The following is a 13,276-nucleotide window of genomic DNA, read 5'->3' as shown; positions in this document are numbered from 1 at the left end:
CCCACTCGTTTGGGCGACGATCCCGTGTAGGAGCTGCCGAAGGCTGCGATCTTTTGATCTGATCTTTTAAAAAACAAGATCAAAAGATCGCAGCCTTCGGCAGCTCCTACACAGGGGAGAGGTGATGATCAGATCGGGTTGGGGCAGTCGATGAAGATGTGTTCGACAGCAAAGCGTTTTGCCAGATAGTCACCCAGGGCCTGTACGCCGTAGCGTTCGGTGGCGTGGTGGCCGGCGGCGATGAAGCTGATGTCGTTCTCGCGGGCGCTGTGGAAGGTCTGCTCGGAGGCTTCTCCGCTCAGGTACAGATCAACGCCTGCCGCGACGGCCTGATCGATATAGCCCTGACCGCCACCGGTGCACCAGCCAACCCGACGGATCATCGGATTACCTTCTATCAGCAAAGGTTCGCGACCCATGACTTCTTGCACCTTGCGGGCGAAATCGCGTGCGGTCATCGGTTCTTTCAAAGACCCGACCAGACCAACGATTTTCAGATTATCCGGGTCCAGCGGCCCTTCCACAGTGATGTCCAGTTGACGCGCCAGTTGCACGTTGTTGCCGACATCAGGATGCAGATCCAGCGGCAAATGGTAAGCGAGCAGACTGATGTCGTGCTTGAGCAATGTCTTCAGTCGACGCTGCTTCATGCCAGTGATGCACGGGTTCTCGCCCTTCCAGAAGTAACCGTGGTGCACCAGCACCAGATCCGCCTCGGCTTCGACGGCGGCATCCAGCAACGCCTGACTGGCGGTGACGCCGCTGACGATGCGCATCACTTGCGGCCGGCCTTCGACCTGCAAGCCGTTGGGGCAATAATCGGCAATTTTCGAGCTGCTGAGGTAACGGTCGGCTTCTTCGACGAGGGTGCTGAGGGCAACGGCCATGAAAGACTCCTAAATATCCCGTTCAGAGGCGCGCGCGGCCTCGTATAATGCGCGACATTATGGGCGGTCTGACCCCGCCTGCAACTTTTCCAGGACGTGCTTAATGCTCAAGGCGCTGCGTTTTTTCGGCTGGCCGTTGTTGGCCGGTGTGCTTATCGCTCTGTTGATTATTCAGCGTTACCCGCAGTGGGTCGGGCTTCCGAGCCTCGACGTCAACCTGCAACAGGCCCCGCAAACCACCAGCGTGCAACAGGGCCCGGTGTCCTATGCCGACGCGGTGACCATTGCCGCGCCTTCGGTGGTCAACCTCTACACCACCAAAGTCATCAACAAACCGGCGCATCCGCTGTTTGAGGATCCGCAGTTTCGGCGCTTCTTCGGTGACAACTCGCCAAAGCAGAAACGCATGGAATCAAGCCTCGGTTCCGGCGTGATCATGAGCCCGGAAGGCTACATTCTGACCAACAATCACGTGACCAGCGGCGCGGATCAGATTGTGGTCGCCCTGAAAGATGGCCGCGAAACCCTCGCCCGCGTCATCGGCAGCGACCCGGAAACCGATCTCGCGGTGTTGAAAATCGATCTGAAAACCCTGCCGGCCATCACTGTCGGCCGCTCCGACAACATTCGCATCGGCGACGTTGCATTGGCCATCGGCAACCCGTTCGGCGTTGGCCAGACCGTGACCATGGGCATCATCAGCGCCACCGGGCGTAACCAGTTGGGCCTGAACAACTACGAAGACTTCATCCAGACCGACGCGGCGATCAACCCGGGTAACTCCGGCGGTGCGCTGGTCGACGCCAATGGCAACCTCACCGGCATCAACACGGCGATCTTTTCCAAGTCCGGCGGCTCGCAAGGCATCGGCTTTGCGATTCCAGTGAAGCTGGCAATGGAAGTGATGAAGTCGATCATCGAGCACGGTCAGGTAATTCGTGGCTGGCTGGGCATCGAGGTGCAGCCGCTGACCCAGGAACTGGCCGAGTCGTTCGGCTTGTCCGGGCGTCCGGGGATTGTTGTGGCGGGGATTTTCCGCGATGGCCCGGCGCAGAAGGCTGGCCTGCAACTGGGTGATGTGATTCTGAGCATCGATGGCGAGCCGGCCGGAGATGGCCGTCGTTCGATGAACCAGGTTGCGCGGATCAAACCGACCGACAAAGTGACGATCCAGGTGATGCGCAACGGCAAAGAACTGAAGCTCACCGCAGAAATCGGCCTGCGTCCGCCACCGGCGCCGGTGAAAGAAAAAGAAGAATAAAACTTTTTTCGCGCCAGCCGCGCGAATAAAAGACATTCTCAACAGGCATGTTATATTGTTTCAATTCTAAGAATTGGAACAACATAACATGTCGTCTCGAACAAAGGCCTCCCTGCTCGGTCTGAGCCTTGGCTTGCTGGTCGATCCAGCCTTCGCCGAAGAACCCAAGCCGCTTGAACTCGACGCCATCAGCGTCATCTCCGACTACGAATCGCCGACCGGCCCGGTCAAGGGCTATCGCGCCACACGCTCATCCAGCGCAACCAAAACCGACACCGCGATCCGCGATATACCGCAGGCGATCAGCGTAGTGCCCGCCAGCGTGCTCAAGGATCTGGGCAGCACCAGTGTCGAGCGCGCGCTGGATTTTGCCGGTGGCGTATCCAAGCAAAACAACTTCGGCGGCCTGACGCTGTACGAATACAGCGTGCGCGGCTTCACCACGTCGGAGTTCTACAAGGACGGCTTCAGCGCCAACCGGGGTTATCCGAGCACGCCGGACGCGGCGAATATCGAGCGCATCGAAGTACTCAAAGGCCCCGCCGCCAGTCTGTATGGTCGAGGCGATCCCGGCGGCACGGTGAACATCGTCACCAAAAAACCGCAGCCCGAAGCCTTCACCACTCTGCAAACCAGCGCCGGCAGTTGGGATCGCTATCGCACCGCGCTGGACGTCAACACACCGCTGGATGATGAGGGTGATGTGCTGTCGCGAATCAACCTCGCGGTTGAGGACAACAACAGTTTTCGCGATCACGTCGACAGCCAGCGCGTATTCGTCGCGCCCTCGATCAGCTGGCAATTGAACCCGGACACGTCGCTGCTGGTGGAAAGCGAAATCGTTCGTCACAGCTCGACCTTTGATCGCGGCATCGTCGCGCCCAACAATAAATGGAGCGGTGTTTCGCGCTCGACTTTCCTTGGCGAACCCAACGACGGAAACATCGATAACCACAACAATCTGCTTCAGGCCACGCTGGAACATCACCTCAACGACAGCTGGAAGCTGCGTCTGGCCAGTCATTACAAGGAAGGCAAACTCTGGGGCGATGCTTCGGAAAGTCGTCCATTGAACGCCAACGGCCACACCGTCAACCGCCGCTATCGCGAGCGCGACACGAACTGGCACGACAGCATCACCCAACTGGAACTGCGCGGTCTGTTCGATCTCGGCCCGTGGCAACACGAATTGCTGATTGGCACCGAGTACGAAAACTTCCGCAAGAACGAGCGCGTCACCACTATTGCTGGCGGCCCCTACGCCCTCGACATCTACAAGCCGATCTACGGCCAGCCGAAACCCAACGGCGCGCGTTCGGGTACTGACTTCTTCGAACAGGTCGAAAGTCATGCACTGAACCTGCAAGACCAGATCGTCTTCACCGACAAACTGCGCGGGATGGTCGGCGCGCGCTTCGAGCATTTCGATCAGCACATCGACGATCACAGCCGCAACGCCACCAGTAATCAACGTCACGACGCGCTCACCCAGCGGGTCGGCCTGCTCTATCAACTGACGCCGGAAACCGGGTTGTTCGCCAACGCCTCGACCTCGTTCAAACCGAACAATGGCCTCGACGCCGCCGGCAAATCCTTCGACCCGGAAGAAGGCGTCGGCTACGAAATCGGCATCAAGAACGAACTGTTCGACGAACGCCTGAGCAGCACCCTCGCCTTCTTCCACATCGACAAAGAAAACGTTCTCGCCCTCGACCCGGCCACCGACACCAGCCGCGCCATGGGCAAGGCACGCAGTCGCGGCTTCGATTGGCAGGTCACCGGGCAAGTCACCGATGCGGTGCGAGTCATCGGCGCCTTCGCCTACATCGACGCCGAAGTGACCAAGGGCGACGCGGTGATTTCCACCGGCAGCCGCATCCTCGGCGTGGCCAAGCGTAGCGGCAGCCTACTCGGTGTTTACGAATTTCAGGACGGCCATTTGCGTGGTTCGGACGTCGGTGCAGCGTTCACCTACGTCGGCGATCGCTCGGGAGAATCCGGCAGCGACTTCAAATTGCCGGCGTATCACACCGTCGACCTGCTCGCGCATTACAAGGCCAGCGACAACGTCACTGTCGGCCTGAACCTGAACAACCTCTTCGACGAGAAGTATTACGAGCGCTCCTACAGCAACTACTGGGTCAACCCCGGTGAGCCGCGCAATTTCACCGTCAGCCTGACTCTCAACCTGTAAAAGGACGTCACCATGCAATACGGCAAATCCCTTGTGCTTATCGCCGCGCTGTTCGCCGGTCAGGTATCGGCCCATGGCCTGTGGACCGAACAACGTCGTGGCAACATCGAAGTGGTCTACGGTCATGGCGCTGAGGACAACGCGTTCAAGGCGCAGAAGATCAGCGGCGCGTGGGCTTACAACGCGAGCGGCAAGATGATTCCGGTGAGCGTCGAGCGCCTGACGGATCACGCACGACTGAAACCACTGAAAGCTCCGGCCGTCCTGGCCGTGGCGCTGAACAACGGCATGTGGTCGCAGACTGCTGACAAAAAGTGGGTCAACGAAGGCCGGAGCAAAGTGCCGGGCGCTGTCGAAGCGACGCAGACGTTCAAATACAGCCTGGCGATTTATCAGCCGGGAGCGAAGTTGCCAAAACTGGATCAGATCAAATTGCTGATTCTTCCGGAGGTTGATCCGCTCACCGTGGGGCCAGGGAAATCATTACCGGTGCGGGTGCTGCTCGATGGCAAACCGGCGGCGGGGGTGAAGTTGATTGGCGATTATCGCAGTGCACCGAACACGTTGAGCACCGAGACTGACAAGGATGGTCGGGCGCAGGTGTTGGTGAGGAATGAAGGGTTGAATGTGATTGCGGCGCAGGTCGAGGTGCCGGTGAAAGGCAGCGCAGATGTGGATAGCCGCGGCTTGTTCACCTCACTGACCTTCCTCGGCGAACCGCATCACGAATAAAAACCCACCCTCACCCCAGCCCTCTCCCGGAGGGAGAGGGAGCCGACCGAGGTGTGAGGCTTCATGCATCGACCTGAAAGACCAGGTCGATTATGGATTCAATACAAATCGTGCACGTCGACGAAACTCTGCAATATCCCCCAATCAATCCCCTCTCCCTCTGGGAGAGGGCTAGGGTGAGGGGCATTTGCTTTTATAGGTCGCCGAGGCCATCGATCAACGCCTGATTCTGCTCCGGCGTGCCAATCGAAATCCGCAGGAACTGCGCAATCCGCTCCTGCTTGAAGTGCCGCACGATCACGCCCTGCTCACGCAGCTTGGCCGCCAGCCCCGCCGCATCATGCTGCGGGTGCCGAGCGAAAATGAAGTTCGCCGCCGACGGCAGCACTTCAAACCCCTTGGCCTGCAACTGTGCAATCACCCACTCACGGCTCTCGATGACCAGACGGCAAGTCTTGTCGAAATACTCACGATCTTCGAACGCCGCTGCCGCCCCGACAATCGCCAGACGATCCAACGGATAGGAGTTGAAGCTGTTCTTGATCCGCTCCAGCGCCTCGATCAGATCCGGATGCCCGACCGCGAAACCAACGCGCAAACCCGCCAGCGAACGCGACTTGGACAGGGTCTGCGTCACCAGCAGGTTCGGATAACGGTCCACCAGACTGATCGCCGTCTCGCCGCCGAAGTCGATGTACGCCTCATCCACAACCACTACCGAATCCGGGCTGGCCTTGAGTATCTGCTCAACCGCGTCCAGTGCCAGCAGGCAGCCGGTTGGCGCGTTCGGGTTAGGGAAGATGATCCCGCCATTCGGCTTGGCGTAGTCGGCCGGATCGATCTGGAACTGCGCGTCCAGCGGCACCGCATCAAACTCGATGCCGTACAAACCGCAGTAAACCGGATAGAAGCTGTAGCTGATGTCCGGGAACAGCAGTGGCTGATCGTGTTGCAGCAGACCGTGGAAGATGTGCGCGAGCACTTCGTCCGAACCGTTGCCGAGGAAAACCTGATTGCTCTGCACACCGTAATACTGGGCGACGGCGGTTTTCAGCAGGTCGCTGTTCGGGTCCGGGTACAGACGCAGGTTGTCATTCAGTTCGGTCTGCATCGCTGCCAAGGCTTTTGGCGACGGGCCGTACGGGTTTTCATTGGTGTTGAGCTTGACCAGTTTGGTCAGCTTCGGTTGTTCGCCCGGCACGTAGGGCACCAGATCCTTGACGAACGGGCTCCAGAATTTACTCATCGCTCAGTTCCCCTGCCCTTTTAGAAAGTCTTCGTCTTTGATGCGGTATTCAGCACTGCGCGCGTGGGCGCTCAGCGACTCGCCACGGGCCAGCACCGATGCAGTTTTACCCAGTTCGGAAGCTCCGGCCTCCGAGCAGAAGATGATCGACGAACGCTTCTGGAAGTCGTATACGCCCAGCGGCGAAGAAAACCGCGCGGTGCCCGAGGTCGGCAGTACGTGGTTCGGGCCTGCGCAGTAGTCGCCCAGCGCTTCGGAGGTGTGACGGCCCATGAAGATCGCGCCGGCGTGGCGGATCTGCGGCAGCCAGGCTTGCGGATCGGCGACCGACAATTCCAGGTGCTCCGGTGCAATGCGATTGGCGACTTCGATGGCTTGGGCCATGTCCTTCACGTGAATCAACGCACCACGACCATTGATCGAGGTTTGGATGATGGTGGAGCGATCCATGGTCGGCAGCAGCTTGTCGATGCTCGCAGCGACCTTGTCGAGGAATTCGGCATCCGGGCTGACCAGAATCGCCTGGGCGTCTTCGTCGTGCTCGGCTTGCGAGAACAAGTCCATGGCGATCCAGTCCGGATCTGTCTGGCCGTCGCACACCACGAGGATCTCCGAAGGGCCGGCAATCATGTCGATGCCGACCTGACCGAACACGTGACGCTTGGCAGTGGCGACATAGATGTTGCCCGGGCCAACGACTTTGTCGACTTGCGGAACACTTTCGGTGCCGTAGGCCAACGCAGCGACGGCTTGCGCACCACCGATGGTGAACACCCGGTCGACGCCAGCGATGCATGCGGCCGCCAGCACCAGTTCATTGATTTCACCACGCGGGGTCGGCACGACCATGACCACTTCGGTCACGCCGGCGACCTTGGCCGGAATCGCGTTCATCAGCACCGACGACGGGTACGACGCCTTGCCACCCGGCACGTACAGGCCTGCGCGATCCAGCGGCGTGACCTTCTGGCCCAGTACAGTGCCGTCAGCTTCGGTGTAGCTCCAGGAATCCTGCTTCTGTTTTTCGTGGTAGCTGCGCACACGGGCCGCGGCTTTTTCCAGGGCTTCGCGCTGGGGCACGGTGATGCGGGTCAAAGCCAGTTCCAGACGCTCACGCGGCAGGATCAGGTCAGCCATCGAAGCGACTTCAAGGCCATCAAACTTTTGGGTGAACTCGACCAGCGCCGCGTCGCCGCGTTCGCGCACAGCCTTGATGATGTCTAGCACGCGCTGATTGACCGAGTCGTCAGACACACTTTCCCAGCTCAGCAGATGATCCAGATGATGCGCAAAATCCGGGTCAGCAGCGTTGAGTCGGCGAATTGCAGTCGGTGCGGTCATAGCGAGAGCCTCATAGGAATGGCAAAAACTCAGGCGCCCTAACTTAGCAGTCGTTTCCGCTTGGGCACCTGAGATTCTGGCTATGAGGCGGATAGACGGGCGCGACTTAACGTCGCGCAGGTGAATCAGCCGCGGTGTCGCGATTCCACTGCGTTGCGCAGGGTATCGATCAACGCCTGGATTCGGGCGTGTTGCATTTTCATCGAAGCCTTGTTGACCACCAGGCGCGAGCTGATCGTGGCGATCAGTTCCTGAGGTTCCAGGCCGTTGGCGCGCAGGGTGTTGCCGGTGTCGACCACGTCGATGATCTTGTCGGCCAGACCGATCAGTGGCGCCAGCTCCATTGAGCCGTAGAGCTTGATGATGTCGACCTGACGGCCCTGCTCGGCGTAGTAACGCTTGGCCACATTGACGAATTTGGTCGCCACGCGCAGACGGCCTTTTGGCTCCGGCGCGCCGATCTTGCCGGCGGTCATCAGCTTGCACTGGGCGATCTGCAGATCCAGTGGCTCGTACAGACCCTGGCCGGTGTATTCCATCAACACGTCTTTACCGGCAACGCCAAGGTCGGCCGCGCCATGCTCGACATAGGTCGGCACATCGGTGGCGCGCACGATCAGCAGACGAACGTCGTCCTGGGTCGTGGGAATGATCAGCTTGCGGCTCTTGTCCGGATTCTCGGTCGGCACGATGCCCGCTTCGGCAAGAAGCGGCAGGGTGTCGTCAAGGATGCGGCCCTTGGACAGTGCGATGGTCAACATGGGAAACGTCAGTCCTTATCAAGGTACTCATGTCCGGTCGCAATCGGCGCCGGACATACATCGAGCCGGAAACCGGCTCGACTCTTAAAATCAGTGGACACGTCCCTGTGTCCCAATGCAGCAATCAGCCCGGAACGCGACGGATCTTGGCGCCCAGCATCTGCAGTTTTTCTTCGATGCACTCGTAACCACGGTCTATGTGGTAGATGCGGTCGATCAAAGTATCGCCTTCGGCAACCAGTGCCGAGATTACCAGGCTGGCCGAAGCACGCAGGTCGGTCGCCATCACTGGCGCGCCTTTCAGAACTTCAGTACCGGTGACGATGGCGGTATTGCCTTCGACCTGGATCTTGGCACCCATGCGGTGCAGTTCGTACACGTGCATGAAACGGTTTTCGAAGATCGTCTCGATCACGGCACCGGTGCCTTCGGCAATGGCGTTGAGCGAGATGAACTGCGCTTGCATGTCAGTCGGAAACGCCGGGTACGGCGCGGTGCGCACGTTGACGGCTTTCGGACGCTTGCCGTGCATGTTCAGCTCGATCCAGTCTTCACCGCAGGTGATTTCTGCGCCGGCTTCACGGAGTTTTTCCAGAACGGCTTCGAGGATGGTCGGATCGGTGTCCTTGACCTTGACGCGACCGCCGGTCACGGCAGCGGCGACCAGGTAGGTGCCGGTTTCGATACGGTCAGGCATGACCTTATAGAAAGCCGAACCCAGACGCTCGACGCCATCGATGGTGATGGTGTCAGTACCAGCGCCGGACACCTTGGCGCCCATGGCGTTGAGGAAGTTCGCCAGGTCGACCACTTCAGGCTCGCGAGCAGCGTTCTGCAGCACGCTGCGGCCCTTGGCCAGAGCAGCGGCCATCATGATGTTCTCGGTACCGGTCACGCTGACGGTATCGAAGAAGAAGTGTGCACCGCGCAGGCCACCTTCAGGCGCCTTGGCCTTGATGTAGCCGCCTTCGACGTCGATCACCGCGCCCATGGCTTCGAGGCCACGGATGTGCAGGTCGACCGGACGCGAACCGATGGCGCAACCGCCAGGCAGTGCGACTTCGGCTTCACCGAAACGAGCAACCATCGGGCCCAGTACCAGGATCGACGCACGCATGGTTTTCACCAGTTCGTACGGGGCGATCAGGGTCTTGATGGTGCGCGGGTCGATTTCGACGCTGAGTTTTTCGTCGATCACCGGCTCGATGCCCATGCGACCGAACAGCTCGATCATGGTGGTGATGTCGTGCAGGTGCGGCAGGTTGCCAACGGTCACCGGGCCATCGCACAGCAGGGTGGCGGCCAGGATCGGCAGGGCGGAGTTTTTTGCGCCGGAAATGCGGATCTCGCCATCAAGACGAGCGCCACCGGTAATAATCAATTTATCCATAAGAATCTCGACGCCCTTAGGCTCAGGTGCGCTCGGCCCAGGCCGCGCTGCTGAAAAATTTCATAGTGACCGCATGGATGCTGCCATCGGTGATCCATGGGTTCAAATGGGCATAGACCTGCTGCTGACGCTTCACCGGGCTCAACGCCGCCAGTTCATCGCTAATCACGTTCAGCTGGAAATTGCAGCCTTCGCCCTCAACTTCTACCAACGTTCCGGGCAGCTTTCCTTCAAGGAAGCTCTTCACTTCTACGGCCTGCATGCTCAACCTCAATCGGCGCCCTGTGCGCACGGGTCGGACATCATACAAAAAAGCCCCGCGCCTGCGAACCCCGCATGGCAGGACTCTGACGGGGGGCTTCTTTATAGATGTGGGTTCAGGGGTGCGCCAACAGTTCGGTCAGTTCACTGACCTGAGCAATTTCGCGCATATCTTCGGGCATCGCACGGATGCTGACAGCCTTGCCGGCCGCATTCGCATCGCGCATGAAGCACAGCAGCAACGATAAACCGACGCTGCTGGACTTCTTCACCGCCGAGCAATCGATCACCAGCGAAGAGGCCTTGCTGGACTTGATCAGCGCCTGGCCTTGCTTGCGCAGGTCAGCGCCGGTGCGATAGTCCAGCACTCCGCTAAGCAGAAGCTCGTCGACATCACTCATACGAACTGCGGCCTCATTCATTGCGCGGGGTTCTTTTCGGTGGCTTCTTTGGCCTTGGCCACTTCCCCGGCCCAACCATTGATGGTCTTGTCCAGATCGTTGCCATTGCGCTGCATCGCGTCGGCGAACTGATCGCGGAACAGTTTGCCGATGTTGATGCCGTTGATGATCACGTTGCGCAGTTTCCACTCGCCGTTGATCTTCTCCAGCGTGTACTGCACAGGATAGATTGCGCCGCTGCTGCCCTTGACGGTCATGTTTACGCTGGTGCGATCGCCCGATTCGTCCTTGGCAGGGTCAACGGTGATGCCCTGGTTGTTGTACTCAAGCAGAGCGTTGCCGTAGAACTGGAACAGGCCTTTCTTGAAGTTTTCCTGGAAGGTCTGCATCTGCGCAGGCGTGGCCTTGCGCGAGTACTTGACCGTCATGATGCTCTTGGAAATGCCTTCGGCATCCACCACTGGCCCGACGATGTTGTTGAGCGCCGTGTAGAAATCCGTCGGGTCCTGCTTGTATTTCTCTTTGTTGGCAGCCAGGTCGGCCAGCAACCGGGTGGTGGTGTCCTGCACCAGATCATGTGCCGAAGTCGCAGCAGCCACGGCGTTACCCATCAACGGCAAGGCCGCCAACAGCACCAACAGGCTGCGTCGCAAGATAGAGATCATTCAAAAGCTCCTCATTTGGCGTCTTTGCTAACGGTATTGAGCAGGAATTTACCGATAAGGTCTTCCAGTACCAGTGACGACTGCGTGTCATGGATGGTTCCACCATCCTTTAACGGTTTGTCTTCCCCGCCGACGCTGATACCGATGTACTTCTCGCCCAGCAGACCAGCGGTCAGGATAGACGCTGTGGAGTCGGTCGGAAGATTGTCGACCTTTTTATCCACTTGCAGAGTGACCCGACCGGTGAAGCTGTCGCGATCCAGATCGATCGCCGTGACCTTGCCGATAGTTACACCGGCCATGGTCACTTTGGCTCTGACCGTCAAACCGGCAATATTGTCAAAGTAGGCATAAAGTTTATAGGTGTCGGTGGTCGACGTCGGAGACAGACCACTGACCCGCAAAGCAAGCAGCAACAAAGCCAGGATCCCTGCCAGCAGGAACAGGCCGACACCGATTTCCAGGGTGCGGTTTTGCATCAGAAATCTCCAAACATCAAAGCGGTCAGAATAAAGTCCAGGCCGAGCACTGCCAGCGAGGCAAACACCACGGTCTTGGTGGTGGCACGACTGATGCCCTCGGAAGTGGGCTCACAGTCATAGCCTTGGAATACGGCAATCCAGGTCACTACAAAGGCGAAAACAATACTTTTGATCACGCCATTGAGCACATCACTGGTGAAATTCACGCTGTTCTGCATGTTCGCCCAATAAGAGCCTTCATACACACCCAGCCAGTCGACGGCCACCCACGAGCCGCCCCAGATGCCTACCACACTGAAAATCATCGCCAGCACCGGCAGGGAAATGAAGCCGGCCCACAGGCGCGGGGCAATGATGTACTTGAGCGGATCGACACCGATCATTTCCAGGCTGGACAGCTGTTCGGTGGACTTCATGTTGCCGATCTCGGCGGTCAGTGCCGAACCGGCACGACCGGCAAACAACAGCGCAGTCACCACCGGCCCCAGCTCACGCAGCAAGGTCAGCGCAACCATCTGCCCCACGGCCTGCTCCGAACCGTAGCTCGACAGAATGCTGAAGCCCTGCAGCGCCAGCACCATGCCGATGAAAATACCCGAAACGACGATGATCACCAGCGACATCACGCCGACCGAGTGCAACTGTTTGACCAACAGACCAAAACCGCCGCTGATACCACCACGCCCCAGCAAGGCATGAAACAGGAACAGCGTCGCACGACCGAACACCGCGACGGCGTCGATCGCAGACTCGCCGAACCGGCGTACGCGTTCTATTAATGAAATTCTGCGCATCAGCGCTTCCCCAGAAGATCTGCGCGGTAATCCGTCGCGGGAAAATGGTACGGCACCGGGCCATCGGGATCGCCGGTCATGAACTGACGGATACGCGGCTCGTCCGAGTTCATCAACTCGTCCGGCGTACCCTGCCCCAGCACCTGACCATCACCGACGACATAGATGTAGTCGGCAATGCTCGCGGTTTCGGCCAGATCGTGGGACACCACGATACTGGTGATCCCCAGCGCGTCGTTGAGCAGGCGAATCAGACGGACCAGCACGCCCATGGCGATCGGGTCCTGCCCGACGAACGGTTCGTCGTACATGAGGATCTGCGGATCGAGCGCAATAGCTCGCGCCAGTGCGACGCGGCGCTTCATGCCACCGGACAGTTCATCCGGCATCAACTCGATGGCACCGCGCAGACCGACCGCCTGCAATTTGAGCAGGACGATGTCGCGGATCATTTCTTCCGGCAAATCGGTATGAACACGCAGGGGGAAAGCCACGTTCTCGAAAACATCGAGATCGGTGAACAGCGCGCCGCTTTGAAACAGCACACCCATGTGCTTTCGCGCATCGAACAGATCACTGCGCGAAAGCGCAGGCAGATTCTGGCCGTTGACCCAGACTTCGCCGCTGGCAGGGCGCAGTTGTGCCCCCATCAATCGCAGCAGCGTGGTCTTGCCACACCCGGAAGGTCCCATGATGCCGGTGACCTTGCCGCGCGGTATGCGAATATCGACGTTATTGAAAATGCTGCGCGCACCGCGCTTGAAGGAGACTCCCTTCAGCTCGACCGCGTAGGCGTTATCGGCACTCATCTAAACTCCTTGCGATGCAGCCTCTCACTCGGACGCCTGTCTTTACTTAAAA

The 13,276-nt window shown here is 59.1% G+C and carries 14 protein-coding genes; 3 read left to right on the top strand and 11 right to left on the bottom strand.

The window, feature by feature from the left end:
* Positions 1-128: 128 nt before the first annotated feature.
* On the bottom strand, positions 129-887 hold the full coding sequence (locus CKW26_RS19535) for a Nif3-like dinuclear metal center hexameric protein (protein ID WP_095049760.1): 759 nt from the start codon (positions 885-887) through the stop codon (positions 129-131).
* Between the two features lie 103 nt (positions 888-990).
* Between CKW26_RS19535 and algW the strand changes: the two genes are divergently transcribed.
* The 3 genes from algW to CKW26_RS19520 all read left to right on the top strand — a co-directional run bounded on the left by algW (position 991) and on the right by CKW26_RS19520 (position 5,074).
* Positions 991-2,148, top strand: coding sequence for a Do family serine endopeptidase AlgW (gene algW, locus CKW26_RS19530; RefSeq protein WP_038357545.1), 1,158 nt, complete (start codon positions 991-993; stop codon positions 2,146-2,148).
* An 88-nt stretch (positions 2,149-2,236) separates the two neighbouring features.
* A complete protein-coding gene (locus CKW26_RS19525; protein ID WP_095049759.1) occupies positions 2,237-4,342 on the top strand; it encodes a TonB-dependent siderophore receptor in 2,106 nt (701 codons plus the stop codon).
* A 12-nt stretch (positions 4,343-4,354) separates the two neighbouring features.
* Positions 4,355-5,074 carry a DUF4198 domain-containing protein gene (locus CKW26_RS19520; RefSeq protein ID WP_095049758.1) on the top strand — a complete coding sequence of 240 codons (720 nt, stop codon included), beginning with the start codon at positions 4,355-4,357 and terminating at the stop codon, positions 5,072-5,074.
* 193 nt (positions 5,075-5,267) lie between these two features.
* On the opposite strand, the gene hisC is transcribed toward CKW26_RS19520, so the two are convergent.
* The 10 genes from hisC to CKW26_RS19470 all read right to left on the bottom strand — a co-directional run bounded on the left by hisC (position 5,268) and on the right by CKW26_RS19470 (position 13,224).
* Positions 5,268-6,320, bottom strand: a complete 1,053-nt coding sequence (gene hisC / locus CKW26_RS19515; RefSeq protein WP_095049757.1) for a histidinol-phosphate transaminase — start codon at positions 6,318-6,320, stop codon at positions 5,268-5,270.
* A gap of 3 nt (positions 6,321-6,323) precedes the next feature.
* A complete protein-coding gene (gene hisD, locus CKW26_RS19510) occupies positions 6,324-7,661 on the bottom strand; it encodes a histidinol dehydrogenase (RefSeq protein ID WP_095049756.1) in 1,338 nt (445 codons plus the stop codon).
* A 125-nt stretch (positions 7,662-7,786) separates the two neighbouring features.
* A complete protein-coding gene (gene hisG, locus CKW26_RS19505; RefSeq protein WP_007912384.1) occupies positions 7,787-8,422 on the bottom strand; it encodes an ATP phosphoribosyltransferase in 636 nt (211 codons plus the stop codon).
* 124 nt (positions 8,423-8,546) lie between these two features.
* Positions 8,547-9,812, bottom strand: a complete 1,266-nt coding sequence (gene murA / locus CKW26_RS19500; RefSeq protein WP_007912385.1) for a UDP-N-acetylglucosamine 1-carboxyvinyltransferase — start codon at positions 9,810-9,812, stop codon at positions 8,547-8,549.
* Positions 9,813-9,834: 22 nt separating this feature from the next.
* On the bottom strand, positions 9,835-10,074 hold the full coding sequence (locus CKW26_RS19495; protein ID WP_008085051.1) for a BolA family protein: 240 nt from the start codon (positions 10,072-10,074) through the stop codon (positions 9,835-9,837).
* 115 nt (positions 10,075-10,189) lie between these two features.
* Positions 10,190-10,495 (bottom strand): lipid asymmetry maintenance protein MlaB, encoded by a 306-nt coding sequence (locus CKW26_RS19490; RefSeq protein ID WP_034154488.1) that lies wholly within the window; start codon positions 10,493-10,495, stop codon positions 10,190-10,192.
* Positions 10,492-11,139, bottom strand: coding sequence for a phospholipid-binding protein MlaC (locus CKW26_RS19485; RefSeq protein ID WP_007912390.1), 648 nt, complete (start codon positions 11,137-11,139; stop codon positions 10,492-10,494). The genes CKW26_RS19490 and CKW26_RS19485 overlap by 4 nt, the downstream gene beginning before the upstream one ends.
* Before the next feature lie 11 nt (positions 11,140-11,150).
* Positions 11,151-11,618, bottom strand: a complete 468-nt coding sequence (mlaD, locus tag CKW26_RS19480) for an outer membrane lipid asymmetry maintenance protein MlaD (RefSeq protein WP_007912400.1) — start codon at positions 11,616-11,618, stop codon at positions 11,151-11,153.
* Complete coding sequence (mlaE, locus tag CKW26_RS19475; RefSeq protein WP_064119368.1) at positions 11,618-12,415, bottom strand: lipid asymmetry maintenance ABC transporter permease subunit MlaE; 798 nt, start codon at positions 12,413-12,415, stop codon at positions 11,618-11,620. Before mlaE ends, mlaD begins: the two co-directional genes overlap by 1 nt.
* Complete coding sequence (locus tag CKW26_RS19470) at positions 12,415-13,224, bottom strand: ATP-binding cassette domain-containing protein (protein ID WP_007912403.1); 810 nt, start codon at positions 13,222-13,224, stop codon at positions 12,415-12,417. Before CKW26_RS19470 ends, mlaE begins: the two co-directional genes overlap by 1 nt.
* Between the last annotated feature and the right edge of the window lie 52 nt (positions 13,225-13,276).

It is taken from the genome of Pseudomonas sp. Irchel s3h9, from assembly GCF_900187475.1.
GTDB classification, from domain to species: Bacteria; Pseudomonadota; Gammaproteobacteria; order Pseudomonadales; family Pseudomonadaceae; genus Aquipseudomonas; species Aquipseudomonas neuropathica.
The sequence above is the reverse complement of the archived record's forward strand: the minus strand, read 5'-3'. Positions and strand labels throughout refer to the sequence as shown.